We start from the raw sequence: 17,516 nt of genomic DNA, 5'->3' as shown, positions 1-17,516 counted from the left end.
ATTTGTTGTGAAAACGCTAATTGTTATGCATCAATGTTCGCATAAACAGCATTCTTCTCTATAAATTCTCTTCGTGGCGGTACTTCATCACCCATTAACATAGAGAATACCCGATCCGTTTCGGTAGCATTATCTATCTGTATCTGACGTAATGTTCTGAATTCCGGGTTCATGGTGGTATCCCACAATTGCTCGGCATTCATCTCACCCAGACCTTTGTAACGCTGTATACTAACGCCTCCGCTATAGCTATCCGCGATTTCATCACGTTCCTTATCTGACCAAGCGTAACGTTTTTTAGATCCTTTTTTCACCAAATATAACGGTGGTGTGGCTATATAAACGTGTCCGCTTTCAATAAGCTCGCGCATATATCTAAAGAAGAAGGTTAAAATAAGTGTCTCAATATGGCTACCGTCAACATCGGCATCACACATGATCACTACTTTATGATAACGCAACTTTTCCAAGTTCAAAGCTTTACTATCCTCTTCGGTACCAATAGTAACCCCTAAGGCCGTATAGATGTTTTTAATTTCCTCGTTTTCAAAAACCTTGTGTTGCATAGCTTTCTCCACGTTCAAAATCTTACCTCGTAGCGGAAGAATTGCCTGAAACTTACGGTCACGGCCCATCTTGGCCGTACCACCCGCAGAATCACCCTCAACAAGGAAAACTTCACATTGTGCAGGATCCTGCTCCGAACAATCCGATAATTTCCCGGGAAGACCACCAATGCTCATTACGGTTTTACGCTGAACCATTTCACGGGCCTTAGTAGCGGCATGACGTGCTTGAGCGGCAAGAATTACTTTCTGAACTATGATTTTGGCATCATCCGGATGTTCCTCCAAATAATCCGACAACATTTCTGAAACTGCCTGTGAAACTGCAGAAGAAACCTCACGGTTACCCAATTTGGTTTTGGTCTGCCCTTCAAATTGTGGTTCTGCAACTTTAACGGAAACAATAGCCGTTAGACCTTCTCTAAAGTCATCTCCCTGAACCTCAAATTTCAATTTTTCAAGCATACCAGAAGCATCGGCATACTTTTTCAAGGTAGTTGTAAGCCCTCTCCTAAAACCGGAAAGGTGTGTTCCCCCTTCATGGGTATTAATATTATTTACGTACGAGTGCAGGTTTTCCGTATAGCTCGTATTATAAATCATTGCAACCTCAACAGGAATATCGTTTTTCTCGCCTTCCATAGAAATTACATTCTGGATTAGTGGCTCACGGTTTCCATCAAGGAACTTAACAAACTCTTTTAAACCTTGATCGGAATAAAAACGTTCACTAACAAACTCCCCATTTTCGTCTTTTTGACGTTTATCCGTAATAGTAATGCTTACCCCTTTGTTCAAAAAGGAAAGCTCACGCATACGATTGGATAAAGTCTCATAACTATACTCCGTAGTTTGCTTAAAAATTGTATCATCCGGTATAAAGGTCACCACGGTTCCCCGCTTATCGGTCTCCCCTACACTCTTTACTGGATAAAGAGATTTACCTCTTTCGTACTCCTGCTCCCAAATTTTACCATCGCGGTAAACAGTAGCTTTAAGGTGATTTGAAAGTGCGTTCACACAAGAAACACCAACCCCGTGAAGTCCACCGGAGACCTTATAGGAATCCTTATCAAACTTACCACCGGCACCAATTTTGGTCATAACCACTTCTAGAGCGGATATACCTTCTTTTTTATGTAAGTCTACAGGAATACCCCTACCGTTATCTTGTGTAGTTATGGAGTTATCCTCGTTTATCGTAACACTGATCGTATCACAATAACCACCCATAGCCTCATCTATGGAGTTATCCACCACCTCGTATACCAAGTGGTGAAGACCTCTTACACCAACATCTCCAATATACATGGAGGGGCGCATACGTACGTGTTCCATACCCTCTAGGGCCTGGATACTGTCCGCTGAATATTGTTTTTTGTTTTCTTCTTTATTTGCTTCTTCGCTCATAAAATTAACTAGTTGTTAGACTTAATTTTTGGCAATCTCACAAATATACGCAAAACCCCATGGAATATAGGGTTTTGAGAATAGTGATACCTCTAAGTTATCAACAAAAATTGTGGAAAATTACAACTATAGGGCAACATAGGAAATCTACACATAACCAACTCCTAAATCACTCAACTTCAACTTATAAAACCTCTGCTTTCAAAAAACAGAATGACAATACCACAACAACTTTTATGATTTACAGAAACCTAAAAGCATCTCCTTCCATCTAAGGCACAAACGAAAAAACCTGTTGGCTTCTATTGCACAACAGGTCATTTCTTAGCTAATTCTATAAAAGAATGATTAAATACTTCTAATAGGCGTCATCGTGAACGTTTGCCACGGCTCTACCAGATGGATCGTTCATGTTCTTGAACGCCTCATCCCACTCCAAAGCTATTTGCGTACTACAAGCAACCGATGCTTCTTGAGGCACACATAATGCTGCAGCATCCGATGGGAAATGAGATTCAAATATAGAACGATAGTAAAATTCTTCTTTTGATGTTGGTGTTTGAATTGGGAAACGGAATTTTGCGTTTGCCAATTGCTCATCAGATACTTCCTCATTTACAATCTCCTTTAAAGTATCAATCCAGCTGTATCCTACACCATCGGAAAATTGTTCTTTCTGTCTCCATGCTACGCTTTCGGGCAACATATCTTCAAATGCTTTACGCACTACCCATTTCTCCATACGCTCCCCATTGATCATTTTATCTTTTGGGTTGATGCGCATAGCCACATCCATAAATTCTTTATCCAAGAACGGCACACGACCTTCAATACCCCAAGCCGCCAAGGACTTATTGGCACGTAAACAATCGTACATATGCAACTTGCTCAACTTACGAACAGTCTCTTCATGAAACTCCTTATCGTTAGGTGCTTTATGAAAGTATAGATATCCTCCAAAAAGTTCATCTGCACCTTCTCCGGAAAGTACCATTTTAATACCCATAGACTTAATTACCCTTGCCATAAGATACATAGGGGTGGAAGCTCTAATGGTAGTTATATCATACGTTTCTAAGTTGTAAACCACATCCTTAATAGCATCTAAACCTTCTTGAATGGTAAACTTAATTTCATGATGTACCGTACCAATATGGTCTGCCACCTTTTGAGCGGCCGCTAAATCAGGAGAACCTTCAAGACCTACCGAAAAAGAGTGTAACTGAGGCCACCAAGCATCTGTAGTATCACCTGACTCTATACGTTTTTGTGCATATTTTTTTGCTATCGCCGATGTAACGGAAGAATCCAAACCTCCTGAAAGCAATACACCATAAGGTACATCCGACATTAACTGACGGTGTACGGCTGCTTCCAACGCTTCTTTGATTTCTTTTATGCTCGTTTCGTTTTCCTTCACGGCATCGTACTCCATCCAATCTCTAGAATACCATTTTTTGAACTCACCATCTTCACTGCTCAAATAGTGTCCTGGAGGAAAAAGTTGAATTTTTGTACAAGTTCCTTCCAAAGCTTTCAATTCAGAAGCTACATAGAACGTCCCGTTTTGATCCCATCCTACATATAAAGGTATAATACCCATATGGTCACGTGCCACAAAATAAGAATCGTTCTCCGTATCATATATGGCAAAACCAAAAATACCGTTCATCTCATCCAAGAAACTAGCTCCTTTTTCTTGGTAAAGGGCCAAAATAACTTCACAATCAGATTCGGTCTGGAAATTATACTTTCCTTCAAATTGCTTGCGCAACTCTCTATGGTTATAGATTTCGCCGTTTGCGGCCAAAACCAATTTTTTATCCTCACTGTACAACGGCTGGGTTCCGGAAGCTGGATCAACAATAGCCAAACGCTCATGCGCTAAGATGGCTTTTTCATCGGCATAGATACCACTCCAATCCGGACCACGGTGACGTATTTTCTTAGACATCTCCAATAATTGGGGTCTTAAAACATCTGAACTTTCTTTTAAATCAAATGCACATACAATTCCACACATAACTCTTTGTTTATTTCTAATTTGAAATCAAAATTGCAACTAAACTTTCAATTATAAAACACAAATGCCTTTATTGATTTCATATCGAAATATAAAACAACCTAAAAACATCAATATATTATTATTTTTGTTTTTTTTCATTAAAAATAATACGTTCTGTAAGTAGTATAAAAATTAACGACTTTTTAGTAGATTTTACATTGAATACTAATTAGTTTTATAGCAAAACAAACACAATTATGAAAAAAGTACTTTTTATTGCTTTAATGGCCTTTGCCATGACCTTTTCTACAGATGCATTGGCCCAGAAATTTAGCGGGTTGGATAAAAGCCCTATGGATATGGCCGCATTCCCTACCGATTACAAGGTATCTACAAAAACCGCTCGTATTATTTATAGTCGCCCACAATTAAAAGGTCGTTCGCTATCCGAACTGGCTCCGGCAGGAAAAGTATGGCGTACCGGTGCCAATGAAGCCGCTGAGATTACATTCTATTCAGACGTAAATTTTGGTGGTAAAGAAATTAAAGCCGGAACCTATTCTATCTTTACTATTCCAGGTAAAAGCGAATGGACCGTAGTATTGAACAAAAATCTTAACCAGTGGGGTGCTTATTCTTATGATAAAAGCGCAGATGTTGCACGTGTAAGCGTACCTAGTTCTGAAGATTCCAATTCATTGGAGGAATTTTCTATTGCTTTCAAAGAAGATGGCGCTGGATTTAAAATGGTTATGGGATGGGACAAAACAAGAATTGCCGTTCCTATTACCGCTGCAAAAATGTAATTTATCCTGAAATCTATAATTAGAAAAACCGAAGCTTTAGGGCTTCGGTTTTTTTATTTTGTGAACTCTTGCCCACTATCTTGTCTTACCGTTTATAAAGGTTTGTTCTGCCATAATGGTTGGAATCTCAGCAACAGGAACGGTCATCATATCTTTGTCATAGATAACAAAATCCGCGAACTTCCCAGCCTCTATACTACCCTTCTCATCTTCTTCAAAATTAGAATACGCCGCCCAAATAGTCATACCCTTTAACGCTTCTTCGCGTGTGAGTGCATCCTGCATTTGAAAACCGCCTTCAGGGTAGCCCTCAACATCCTTTCTGGTTACTGCAGCATAAAAAGTTAAAAACGGACTTACCTGTTCTACCGGAAAATCTGTACCTAAAGCAAGTGTTCCTGCCTTATCCAAAAGCTTTTTAAATGCGTACGCTCCTTTCACACGGTCCTCTCCTAAACGGTCTTCGGCCCAATACATATCACTCGTAGCATGAGTAGGCTGCACAGAAGGTATTACCCCATTCGCAAAATAATCAAAGTCCAACGAATCTATAATCTGGGCATGTTCTACCCTCCAACGGCGATCGGGCCTGTCCTTTAATACTTTTTGGTAAGTTCTTAGCACCACTGCATTGGCAGAATCGCCAATGGCATGAGTATTCATTTGATATTCCGAAATTGCCAAACGTCGGGCTAAATCCTCTATTTCATCTATAGGTGTAACCATGGCGCCATAATGCCCCCATTTATCAGAATAAGGTTTTTTTAAAGCCGCTCCGCGAGAACCAAGTGCCCCGTCTCCATACACCTTAACAGAACGTACGTTTAGCCTTTCGGTTTTTATAGGCCCTTTATAGATAAAATAGTCTACGTCTTCTGGATTATTACTCACCATGGCGTACACCTTAATCGAAAGTTCTCCGGTTTGTTGCAAACTATCTATTAGCTCTATAGTAGCACGATTTAATCCTGCATCATCAACGGTAGTTAATCCATTATTCAAACAAATTCTTTCTGCATCTTTTAATGCCTTCACTTGAGCATCCAAGTCTGGCATTGGAATTTTAGAATACACCAAATCCATTGGGTTGTCTACCAGTACTCCGGTAATACCCATTGCACCTTTTACAATTTCTCCTCCCTCTACTTTTGTACTCCAATCGATACCTGCCAAATCCAACGCAGCTTTATTGACTAACAACGCATGACCATCAATGCGACTTAAGGCCACCGGGGTATCCGGAAAAAGTTGATCTAATTCTTTACGGGTGGGATATTCTTTTACCTCCCAATCATTTTGGTCCCAACCATCTCCCAATATGAATTCTTTAGGATTCTCGCCTTGAAAAGCCTGAACACGTTCCAAAACTTCCTCAAAGCTTTTGGTACCTACCAAGTCTACCGTTTGTTGTTTAAGTCCCAAGCCGAAAAAATGGCAATGGGCATCAATAAGTCCTGGGGTTATGGTACGGCCATCTGCATCTACCAACTGGTTCGAGGTATATTTATCCCTAATTTCTTCGGTAGTACCTACTGCAATAAATTTACCTTTATGAATGGCAAAGGCTTCCGCTTTAGAAAACTCGGCGTCTACCGTGTAGACATTTGCGTTCACAATAACCAAATCTACTTTTTCCTTCAGGTATTCACAACCCGTAAGGAAGAGTACTAATAAAGGAAGTATTTTTTTCATAGTAAGAGAATTTGAAGCTTTCCAAAAGTACATAAATATTGTACTACTCCCTTACTACTAACTTTTGAGAAAAAAAGTGTTTTTCCCAATTCTGGTTTTACATGATTTTTACACGTGCACCTTTTATTTGAAACGTACCGTCCGCAGAGGTGTACGTACCCGTTAAAGCCTCGCCCTTGGCCGTAAGCTTAACAGCAAAAACAGTTCCTTCCAAGGTTACTTCAAAACTGATGGTATTGCCTACCAAATTAACTTTTGTTCCTAAGATTTCCCTTTCATCTAATTGAACGAAGACATTGTTTTCTCCATTTTCATGAAAGATAGAAAGCGCTCCTACTTTGTACTTATCCGGTGCGTTTTCGGCAGCGTATTCCCAACTTCCCAGCAACTCACTTTCGGCAGGTTTTGAGGCCTTATAATCTTCTACATCAACATTTATGACTGGGGCATCTATGGCGCTACTAAATGTTACACTCATTAAAAAAGCTGCAAATAAGGCGGATGAATTCTTTTTGAAAGTTTTCATGTATTCAACAAATTAATTCGTACTAATTTTCGGTACATTTTTCATTGAAAAATGAGACCATCTATTTAAAACGAACATAAGACCCTTATTATTTTGTAGAACGGGATTTTGGCTTTTCCGCCATTTTCACGTACACCAATTTTTTGCGCCCTTTGGAATCCTCGCGCCGGTCTACCTCAATTGATTTTATTGAATTTATAAGTGGGGTAAGTTTTTGAAAACCGTAGTTCCTAGAATCAAAATTAGGTTGTTTTTTCTGCAAAAGACTCCCTACATCGCCCAAAAAAGCCCAACCATCATCATCGGCCACATCATCTATTGTTGAAGCTATTAGCCTAATATCCTTGGCCGTAATCCTATCTACATTGTTCTTAGCAACTTTTGCGGTTTTATTGCTCACGGCATTCTCTTCCTCCTCATCTTCCTTCTTAAGGATTTCTATATAAATAAACTTATCACAAGCTACAATAAACGGGTTTGGAGTTTTCTTCTCTCCTATACCAAAAACTTGCATTCCGGCTTCCCGCAAACGAGTTGCCAAACGGGTAAAATCACTATCACTACTCACAAGACAGAAACCGTTTACTTTGCCTGAATACAAAATATCCATAGCATCAATAATCATAGCAGAATCCGTGGCATTCTTACCCTGGGTGTACCCGTATTGCTGTATTGGGGTAATGGCATTTTCCAATAGGACATTTTTCCATTTACCCAAACGTGGATTGGTCCAATCGCCATAAATTCGTTTTATGGTAGGGTTGCCATATTTAGCAATTTCCTCCATCATTTCTTTTACATATGCTGAGGGAATATTATCACCATCTATAAGTACCGCAAGATTTAAATCCATGTTATTCTTCTTTCTTGCAAGTTACGTTGATTCTTCCAGAAATAATAAGCTATATAAATTCATAGTTCAACGCTATCGCACAATCATCTTCTCCTTGGTTATTTTAGGTTTTACCAGAGTTCTTTGTTAAGTTTGATTTTACCAAACCCTATACTTTAATGAAAAATTATATCCAAAGTTATTTTACAACACTAGTTTTAATTTTCGCTATTGGCTTTTCTGCAAATGCACAAACCCAAGAACGTGAATTTTACCAGCTAAAAACCTATGTTCTCAAAGATAAAAATCAAGAAACCGCTGTGGACAGCTATTTGGAAAATGCCTACCTACCCGCATTAAAACGGGCCGGAATAGAGCATGTAGGCGTGTTAAAACCTATTCCGGAGGAAGATAGTGAAGAACTTAAAATTTATGTACTCCTACCCTTTAAGTCATTTGAACAATTCTTGACCTTGGACCATATGCTGTCTCAGGATAAAAGTTATGTTTCCGCAGGCTCCAGTTATATAAATGCAAAATATGACGATGCACCGTACGAAAGAATCAGTTCTACTTTAATGAAAGCCTTTTCAGAAATGCCAACAATGGAGGCTTCAAAAGTAAAAGGCCCGAGAAAAGATCGCGTATATGAATTACGTAGTTATGAATCTGCCACCGAAGCAATTTACCACAACAAAGTAGATATGTTTAATGCGGGAGGCGAAGTAGAACTTTTTGAATCCTTAGGTTTTAATGCGGTTTTTTATGCCGAAGTCCTATCCGGTGACCGTATGCCCAATCTCATGTATCTGACCACTTTTAAGAATATGGAATCTAGAGATGCTCATTGGGACGCTTTTAGAACCGCCCCAAAGTGGTTGAAACTAAAGGCCGACCCTAATTATCAAAACAATGTAAGCAAAGCGGACATCATGCTGCTTTATCCTACTGATTATTCAGATTACTAAAACATAAGTTAGGGTGCGGGTTTACTAATCATAAACTCCACCCTTCTATTTTTTCTCCTACCTTCAGAAGTACCGTTGTCCGCAATAGGTTTTTGCCCTCCATGACCTTTCCAAACTACCCGGTTTTTGTTCAACCCTAAATGAACCAAATAATCCGATACCGCTTTTGCCCTTTTTTTGGACAGTCCTTCATTATATTTCTTGCTTCCAACAGAATCCGTATATCCATTTATTGAAATTTTGAGGTTCGGATTTTCAGATAAGTAAGAATAGATTTCATGAAGCTCCTGTTTTGCCGTTTGGAGTATGGCCGCCTTATCAAAAGCAAAGAGTACATCTTCAAAAACATGAATTTTATTGAGTTCAAACGTGCGCGGTTTTCCCTTGGGTAAGATAGTTTTATTCCCCATAGTTTCAGACACCTCAACCATATCAACATAGTAATATGCGCCTTGCTTGGCATTTCGCTTTGTCTTAAAAAGACGTGTACGCGCATTACTCTTAAAATTACCGATAATTAAATATTCCTCAGAACCTTTTGCTACAAATTGAGTGTGCACTAATATCCAATCTTGGGTATCCGAGTAGAAGTTTGAATACCCTATTTCCAAATAATTGTAAACATTGTTTTTCTGTTGATACAACTGCTTTTTTGATAGGGCTTTCTTTATGGTTACGCTTAATTTATTCTTAGCGAACAACACCCCAAATTCCTTTATGGCAAAATCTGAACGTTCGGCCAAACTCACAAAAAAAGATACTTTATAGGTAACCCCTTTCGTTAAAGGTCGTAACAATTTGGTCTGAAAATATTCTCTGTAGTCATCTGGCGCATATAGATACAACCCTGCATAACCCTGACCAAAATCTGCCGGTTGCGAACCATTGAAGTTTTTTGGTGTACCCATTTCCGTACTACACCCATTAAAGTAATCGGTAGAACCCTCGGTAGGTGTTGACCAACCTTTTACATCCGTACTAAAGTTGCCCAAATGTTCAGGACAATGTACAAAATCTTCAAAACTGGGGTTTTCAACTAGGTTTTGCGACTCCATGCGAAGTAAAAAACAAAGCCCCAACAAAAGAAATACAAAATCCCTCAGTGAAAATTTGGTCATCATAGAGCGTTTAAACGGACTCTAAAATAAGTAAATTAAGGCGATGTTCCTGTATTTCAGTCTATACAGCTACTTCTAGATAAAAATTAAAAAGTATTTTCGAACGTTAATCCAAAGAATCAATATACGCTTGAATTAGATCTACACCTTCCGTATGTAATTGCGTAATACCAACAAGTGGCATAGATGGGCCGTAAGCTGGATCCGTCTCTACTCTTAACCTAATATCGGCCTTAAAATCTTCAACATTACTATCCGCATACGAGGTTTCATACCTAAAATCCGGACGGACACCTTGGTTGGAATTATGATAACCGCTAGGTTGGTGGCAGTGGGCACAGTTCACATCCATATAGGCTTTGGCACGCTCGGTTAACGTAAAAGAATCATCCAACCAATCCGGTAGGCGTTCAATCTCCGAAATGGCAGGCGCACCAGAAAGCAACCCTTTATCAATAAAATATTGAAGTTGATTTTTGCCATTATAGACAAAATTTAAATTTCTTGCCTTGGGTCCAATAGGAATGGTGGTATTGTTAACGTCATGGCACTGTGTACAGTTAACGCTAAACGGAACCTTATATCCTACAGATTGACCACTTCCCGAGCTATCTACCCAGTTTACTTGGATTACCGGTGCTTCGTTACTAAGTTCCGCTTCGGTCTGATCTTCGTTCCAAAGGTAGTTCCCCATATCCCATGTACCGTTGGTCTTTATCAAAATTCGGGTTTCAAGTAGTTTTTTTCCCTTTGACGGGTCTCTTTCATCATTGTAATAAAAGAATGTTTTACTAATAACCGTGTTATCCGGGAACTGTAAAAGGCCTTCGCCATTATAAGTCATTTGGGCACCTTCAGGAAGGGATATCGTTCTAAATTTTTGAGCATAATCACTATAAAGAGGTGTACTTAGACTATATTCATGCGAAGTTGTATTAGGAATTAAATCCGATGGATTTCCTCTAAATATTTTAAGATCGGCCAATTTAGGAAGGAACTGGGAAACGGCATAAACCGTATCATCCAAATATGGATTGCTTCCTGCGGTTACCTCATCGCCATTATTTACACCATCCGCATCACAATCTGCACTTTTCCAAATGTTGTTCGCAGGGTTGTATCCTGTATAATTTTCATCTTGCACGGGATCACACGGATTCTCTTTATCAGTACCATCCGCATCCTCTTGGAAATCAGGAATACCATCCCCGTCAGTATCTTTAATTTCGTTTACATAAGGGTCCGTACCATTGGCAAGCTCTTCGGAATTGGTAACTCCATCCGTATCACAATCGGCTCCTAGCCAAATGGCATTATCAACATCATAACCTGTATAACCACTATTTTGTTTAGGATCGCACGGATTGGTCTTACTTGTACCATCCAACACTTCCTTAGAGTCAAGAATACCGTCCCCGTCCGTATCCATATCAGATGTAGATGGCGTACCGGAATCATCGGAACCACAGGCAACAAACAAAACCATTGATACTAAAAAAATGGCGCCAAGCACTTTTTGCCCTAAAAGGAACCCGTAATTACTTAGGCTCACACAAGCCTTTTTATTCTTATGAAACATGATACATTTTCTTTATAGCAATAGCTACAAAAATACGTATTCTACCATGAATCTTACATCCGTATAGATAAGACCCTATAAAAATCGGTTGAATACACCCTATTTATTTTTACTTTAAACCTAAAGATCAAACTTATAGGTTAACCCGCCCATAACCTGCAAGCCCTGAACCGGATAGTTCGCAAAGCGCTGGTAATTGTTATTAGCGATATTCGCTACTTTTAAGAAGAAGGAAAGTTGATCGTTCCACCGGTAGCCCACATGAAAATTAGCATCAAAATAACCATCTAAAGTTATTGGCGTAGCAAAGAAATCTGCCGGGTTTCCGCTTGCGCTGGCAATAGTGGCCACATCATCTCTTTCACCCACATAAAAAAGGTTGGCTCCAGCATACCACTTTTCCCCTATTTGATAATCCATGAACAATGAGCTTGTTAAGTTTGGTAAGTTCCAAGCCGGGTTATCCGTTTCGGTATTGTAATTAAAGTACTCTACATTTACTCCCAAACTAAAATTCCGGTTTACATCTACATTCAACTCTCCAAAAGCTCCAATAGTTTTTACATCATCATAAAACACCTCAAAAGAGTTACCATAGTAATAGCCTTTTTCATCGGTCCTTGAGTCATTTCTAGCATTAAGTTTATACAATGCCTTTCTATCTTCCGTGGTATAACTTACTTTGGCGTTATAGCTTAAATTAGGTAGGATTTGCCCTTTAAGGCCCACATAGGCATCGTACTTCTTATCCGTAGGAACAATGGTCAATGTTGGAGATACGTACGGGTTGTCCTCTACAAAACCGTAGTAGGAATTTTGCATTAAATCACCCTCTACCCCACCGTAAACGATGGCCATGTCATCTAACAACCTGTAAGATGCGGTAACCGCTGGATAAATATAAAAATTACTATCGCTGTTTTGGGTATCCAGACCATACACAAGGTTTACCCCTAAATTCAACGATAAATCTTCATTTACCAATACCAGGGTAGGGTTAATACCTACTTGTAAATTGCTATAATCTATTCCCGGTGTATTAGTTGGGTTATTAAGACTGGAGTTTTCAAAACTACCGCTTACGTAATCCACTTTTGCTTTGACCTTAAAATCTTCATCTGCCACCGGAAACGAAAAGCCAGTTTTAAAAACAGCCCTATTTTCACCGGATTTAACAGCATCCCAAAATCTTCTGTATTCTAGTTTTGCGTTCTCAAAATAAGAATCCTCAACATTTATGTGACCCGATGCTTCTGCCATATAATAATTCTGACGCTCATCAATACCATCTACGGTTTCCTCAGTAAAGGTAGCATCTGGAATACCGTACCAATTGTAAAGTTGATGTTGGGCACCTACATCTACTCCCCAGTCAAAATCACTATCCCTTTTGGTGTAGCTGGCATTTAATTCCGTGTTCGAGTAAATATTATCCAACGCTACGCCATCAATATCCCCACGAGAGGAATTATGTCCCAAACCAAGGGTATATCCGGATTCACGATCAATAGTTCTGCTCGTATAAAACTTACCCATTAAATTGGCAGGATTACCAATACCAGCAGAAGCATATGAGTTATACAGTACCGGTGGCGGGGTTTTCTTTACGGCCGAAGCCTTGCCCTTGGCAGGTGTAAATGTTGACGCTACCGGAACGGAAAAAATACTATAATTGATTTTCTTCTTTTGCAATACGATAGAATCATTAAGATTAGGCAAGGTCTTAATCTTAAAAGCATCATTGATCGTTGGCGTATAGGCCTTGGTTACGGTAACGGTTTCCGTACCTATATCATCCTTTTCTTCTTCTTGCGCTATGGCTAACTGAAAAACACCCGTAAGAAAAATAAGAGTAAGCTTTATATGTTTGTGCATTCTGTGTTCTTTTTTGAATTTACACCTTAAAAGCGAAGCCGGTTCTAAGACCCCACTCGGATTCAATTTTTTCAATCTTGTTAATCTATTTCTTAATGTTAGTCCGTTCGCACAGATGAGTTGCTCTGTGCTTCCTTAGCCTTAATAATGGAAAGTTCCGCTTTGGCCTCTGAAACGATCTCATCAAACTGACCGAAATTACTTATCACACTATCCAAAATATAAGTAGCTTGATATGCATCTCCCAAGGCATAGAAATTTTTGGCCATCAAAATTAGCCCTTTTCCTCCCCATTCTTTATAACCGGAATAATCCTTTGCCAGTTTCTGTACCGCAATATTGGAGTTTTCATAGTCCTGCGCCTTACTCTTAAAATACGCATCATAGTATAGTGCTTCCGCCGCAGTAGAACCTGATGCTATTTTCAAAACATCTGCATAGGCTTTCTCCGCTTTGGCTTCATCTCCCGTAGCAATTGCAGAACGGGCAATCATAATCTGAGCATCACTTTTAATACGATTATCTATAATGGGCGTAGCCAAAACTTTTTCGGCATAAGCCAACGTCTTACCATAATCTTTTTGCTTGTAGTAACCTTTCATTAAGTTAGACTGGGCAAAAGTTCTGTTTTGCTGAATATCAGCTTGATTTTCCAATCGCTGTAAATAAGGCAATGCCGAAGCATAATCTTCTTTACCCAAATAAATTTCACAAACCCGTGTCAGCGCCTGCTCTGCATACTCGCTCCCCATTTTATCCGCAACGAACTTATAATTTGGCAATGCCTGTTCCTTTTCTCCTTTTGCAAAATATAATTGCGCCAAGTTGAAATTGGCCTTGACCGCATTTAATCCGTTCGGGAACTGCTTTATGTAATTTTCGTACCCTTTAATGGCAGCATCTTTTTTGCCCTCCATATTTTGCTTATCCGCAGATTCAAAAGTGGCATTATCCAGCTCGCTATCCGTAACCTCTACAAAGTCTAGTTTCTGAACCCATTCTGCATACTCATCAACCCGGCCTAAATCAACATAAATTAATTTTGCCGTAGAAACTGCCTGAATAGCTTCTTGTGTATTAGGAAAATTATGGACCACCGCTTTAAACTCCTTTAAGGCTTGTTCGTTTCGGCTGGCATTATAATGCACCAAACCTTGGCGCATCATAGCCTGTGGCACCAATGAACTGGCTTTATATTCCGTAATCATCCTTTGATAGGTCTGAAGCCCCTGTTGCTCCTGTCCTGTAGAAATTAAGGTATTGGCTAACTCAAAAAGGGCATCGTCCTTTAAACTGGATTTTGGATAGGCCGACACAAAGGTTCTTAACTCTTCTATTTTGGTATCGCGTCTATCTACAAAACCATAACTGATTGCCTTTTGGTAAGCCGCATAATCTTTCTCCGGTCCGGACAGGGCAAGTGCCTTGTTATAGGTTTCAATGGCCGGCCAATATTTACTGGTTACAAAGTAACTATCTCCCAAACGCAAGTAACCGTCGTATAATTTCTGTGTATCGTTAGACCCTGCATTGGTGAAATTACCAAAATACGATATGGCATTACTATAATCCTTCAACTTAAAATAAGTATATGCCAAGTTGTAATCCAACTCTTTATATTCCTCTGTAGATTTAGCCGATGGATTTTGCTGAAACTGAATATAATCTACCAATGCATCTCCGTAATCATTGAGCGCATATTCCGCCTCTGCTTTCCAATAATTGGCTTTCGCCTTAAAAAGATTACCCTCTGCACTACCTAATGACTTTCCTAAATTTTCAACGGCACCTTGATAGTCACCATTCATGAATAGTTCTATACCACGATAGTAGGCCACTTTCTGATAGGTAGATTTACTAGCATAATTTTTGTTCTTTTCCAGAAGTTCCATAGCCCCTGCAAAATTTTTGGAAGTGATATAGGAATCTACCAACAGCTCTTGCATTTCTTCTGTATTGGCGCTATCCGGATATTTGGCCAAATAATCCGAAATAACCTGTGGCACCGGCTCATAGGCATTACCCACCTCATAACTCAAACGGGCATAGTTTAAATAGGCATCCTTTTGAATCTCCTGTGAGAAGTCCATTTGCGAAGCATTTCTAAAAGCGTTCAATGCCTCTTGCTTTTTGTCCAACTTTAAATAACATTCCGCTAAATGGTAATATGCATTTTGCGAAACACTGTTGGTTCCTCCTATAATTTTATTGAATTGCTGTACCGCATTGGCATAATCTCCTTGCTTGTAGTATGAATATCCCAAAAGGTAGTAATCCGTATTGCTCCACTTGCCTTTTTTACCTTGGTAATCCTCTAGGTAAGGAATAGCATTGGCATATTCGTTCAAGTTAAAATAGCTTTCTCCAATTATTTTACTTAGTTCGGATTTCTCCTTTCGGTCTCCTTTTGCCATTTGCTTCTTTGCCAAAGCTATGGCCTGATCAAACTTACCCAGCTTAAAATTCATATCAGCTTGGTAATAATCCATCTTTTCTTCAAGAATTTCAGGATCCTTTATCTGGTCAAATCGTTGGTTTGCCGTATCGTAATCATCTTGCTGATAAGCTATGTACCCCATGTAATATTTGGCCTGAGAGCCATAAACTGGAGAATTTTCTACCTTTTGAAGGTAGCTTTCGGCCTGCTTTTGTTTTCCCGAAGAAAAGAGCGAATATCCATAGTTAAAATTAAACTTGTCCATCTCCTTACGAGACAAGGCGCTTTGCTCAACCTTATTGTACCATTTTAAAGCATACGGATACTTTCCCGTCTCAAAATAGTATTCGGCTACATCTACATAAGCGGAATTCCTTTTGGTAGAAGTTGGATAATTGGTCACAAAATCCTCCATGAGCCTATCCGCGCCCAACTGGTTGAGCCTTACGGCAGCATTTGCCTCATAGTATGCACTATTGGCTTTGGTCTCCAAATTATTGGTATTATCCTTGACCTTTGCAAAAATAGACTGTGCCGCTTGGTATTGCTCATTGTTATAGAGCGCCAGGGCATCTTGATATTGTTTTTGATCGTGGGTATAAATTTCAGTTTCTTGAGCAATTCCCATAGAAACCATCCCCAAGAAAATAGGGATAAGCGCGGTGATTTTTTTTAGCATAGTGTTCTAACTAGAAATATGTATTACCGTTAATTAATTTTAATAACGTTGAATATTGCATCTAAGTATATGGCAAGCGGTGTTTTCATTCTAATAATTACACACTCTGAACAATCTTGCAAAAAAGCGAAAAGATTTTGTCCGTGCCTGCCGTACGTTAGTTTTTAACTTATTACTTTTATATTAATATTACGAATCAAAGTTCGAGATTTGGCGATCACAAAGTAAAACTACGCCCTACCTTTAACGATTGATTAACAAATTAACCTTAAACCCACTACCGCTAAACATGTCTGAAACGATTTTAGAGCTAAAGGATGCAGCAATTTTCCAAAAGGATAGTCTTGTTTTAAACGAGGTAACACTTGATGTACTTAAAGGCGAATTCGTTTATTTGATAGGTAAAACGGGAAGTGGCAAAAGTAGCTTTATGAAAACGCTCTATGGAGACCTTCCCCTAAAGCAAGGTAGCGGGCGTATTGTAGATTTTGACCTCACCAAATTACGGGAAAAGGACATTCCGTTTTTACGACGTAAAATTGGTATTGTTTTTCAAGATTTTAAATTGTTGCCCGATCGTAATATTAATAAAAACCTCTATTTTGTACTCAAGGCAACGGGCTGGAAGGATACCCACAAAATGAACCAGAAAATAGAAGAGGTCCTGAACAAAGTGGGCATGAAGACCAAAGGGTTCAAATTCCCGCATCAGCTTTCCGGAGGAGAACAACAACGTGTAGCCATTGCGCGGGCCCTTTTAAACGACCCTGAGCTTATTCTAGCCGATGAACCCACTGGAAACCTAGATCCGCAAACCAGTGTGGAGGTAATGAAGGTCTTGCAGGAAATCCATAAATCCGGCCGGTCTATTTTAATGGCAACACATGATTACGCCTTAATTTTAAAATACCCTTCAAAAACATTGAAGTGCGACGGAAACAAAATTTTTGAGGTCGTACAGCGAGCCGTGTAGTGTATTGCCCCACTTACACATAAAATAACCGTATCCCTACAAAAGCATAA

At 39.3% G+C, this 17,516-nt stretch carries 12 protein-coding genes; 3 read left to right on the top strand and 9 right to left on the bottom strand.

Going from position 1 to position 17,516, the window contains the following annotated elements:
• Positions 1-23 precede the first annotated feature (23 nt).
• The gene (gene gyrB / locus Q4597_RS07280) at positions 24-1,976 is read right to left on the bottom strand and encodes a DNA topoisomerase (ATP-hydrolyzing) subunit B (RefSeq protein WP_215438238.1); all 1,953 of its coding nucleotides are present in this window, start codon (positions 1,974-1,976) and stop codon (positions 24-26) included.
• 358 nt (positions 1,977-2,334) lie between these two features.
• The gene (asnB, locus tag Q4597_RS07275) at positions 2,335-3,999 is read right to left on the bottom strand and encodes an asparagine synthase B (RefSeq protein ID WP_215912775.1); all 1,665 of its coding nucleotides are present in this window, start codon (positions 3,997-3,999) and stop codon (positions 2,335-2,337) included.
• Positions 4,000-4,238: 239 nt separating this feature from the next.
• Here asnB and Q4597_RS07270 point away from each other — a divergent pair, with 239 nt between their 5' ends.
• A complete protein-coding gene (locus Q4597_RS07270) occupies positions 4,239-4,787 on the top strand; it encodes a DUF2911 domain-containing protein (protein WP_215438240.1) in 549 nt (182 codons plus the stop codon).
• Between the two features lie 75 nt (positions 4,788-4,862).
• Here Q4597_RS07270 and Q4597_RS07265 read toward each other — a convergent pair whose 3' ends face one another.
• From Q4597_RS07265 to Q4597_RS07255, 3 genes are all read right to left on the bottom strand, one after another.
• Positions 4,863-6,479, bottom strand: coding sequence for an amidohydrolase (locus tag Q4597_RS07265; RefSeq protein WP_303405523.1), 1,617 nt, complete (start codon positions 6,477-6,479; stop codon positions 4,863-4,865).
• Between the two features lie 97 nt (positions 6,480-6,576).
• Positions 6,577-7,005: a hypothetical protein gene (locus Q4597_RS07260; protein WP_215438242.1), complete on the bottom strand. Its 429-nt coding sequence runs from the start codon at positions 7,003-7,005 to the stop codon at positions 6,577-6,579.
• A gap of 88 nt (positions 7,006-7,093) precedes the next feature.
• On the bottom strand, positions 7,094-7,858 hold the full coding sequence (locus tag Q4597_RS07255; protein WP_215438243.1) for an NYN domain-containing protein: 765 nt from the start codon (positions 7,856-7,858) through the stop codon (positions 7,094-7,096).
• A 158-nt stretch (positions 7,859-8,016) separates the two neighbouring features.
• Between Q4597_RS07255 and Q4597_RS07250 the strand changes: the two genes are divergently transcribed.
• Entirely contained in the window at positions 8,017-8,805 is a 789-nt protein-coding gene (locus tag Q4597_RS07250; protein WP_303405522.1) for an NIPSNAP family protein, read from the top strand.
• An 8-nt stretch (positions 8,806-8,813) separates the two neighbouring features.
• On the opposite strand, the gene Q4597_RS07245 is transcribed toward Q4597_RS07250, so the two are convergent.
• From Q4597_RS07245 to Q4597_RS07230, 4 genes are all read right to left on the bottom strand, one after another.
• Positions 8,814-9,923, bottom strand: a complete 1,110-nt coding sequence (locus Q4597_RS07245) for an OmpA family protein (protein WP_303405521.1) — start codon at positions 9,921-9,923, stop codon at positions 8,814-8,816.
• A gap of 106 nt (positions 9,924-10,029) precedes the next feature.
• On the bottom strand, positions 10,030-11,502 hold the full coding sequence (locus tag Q4597_RS07240; protein WP_303405520.1) for a hypothetical protein: 1,473 nt from the start codon (positions 11,500-11,502) through the stop codon (positions 10,030-10,032).
• Between the two features lie 120 nt (positions 11,503-11,622).
• Entirely contained in the window at positions 11,623-13,377 is a 1,755-nt protein-coding gene (locus Q4597_RS07235; protein WP_303405519.1) for a TonB-dependent receptor, read from the bottom strand.
• A 98-nt stretch (positions 13,378-13,475) separates the two neighbouring features.
• Positions 13,476-16,493 carry a tetratricopeptide repeat protein gene (locus Q4597_RS07230; RefSeq protein ID WP_289039230.1) on the bottom strand — a complete coding sequence of 1,006 codons (3,018 nt, stop codon included), beginning with the start codon at positions 16,491-16,493 and terminating at the stop codon, positions 13,476-13,478.
• Positions 16,494-16,782: 289 nt separating this feature from the next.
• Here Q4597_RS07230 and Q4597_RS07225 point away from each other — a divergent pair, with 289 nt between their 5' ends.
• Positions 16,783-17,466 (top strand): cell division ATP-binding protein FtsE, encoded by a 684-nt coding sequence (locus Q4597_RS07225; RefSeq protein WP_215438249.1) that lies wholly within the window; start codon positions 16,783-16,785, stop codon positions 17,464-17,466.
• The last annotated feature ends 50 nt before the right edge of the window (positions 17,467-17,516 follow it).

It is taken from the genome of Zobellia sp. 1_MG-2023 (assembly GCF_030549125.1).
Lineage (GTDB): Bacteria > Bacteroidota > Bacteroidia > Flavobacteriales > Flavobacteriaceae > Zobellia > Zobellia russellii.
The sequence above is the reverse complement of the archived record's forward strand: the minus strand, read 5'-3'. Positions and strand labels throughout refer to the sequence as shown.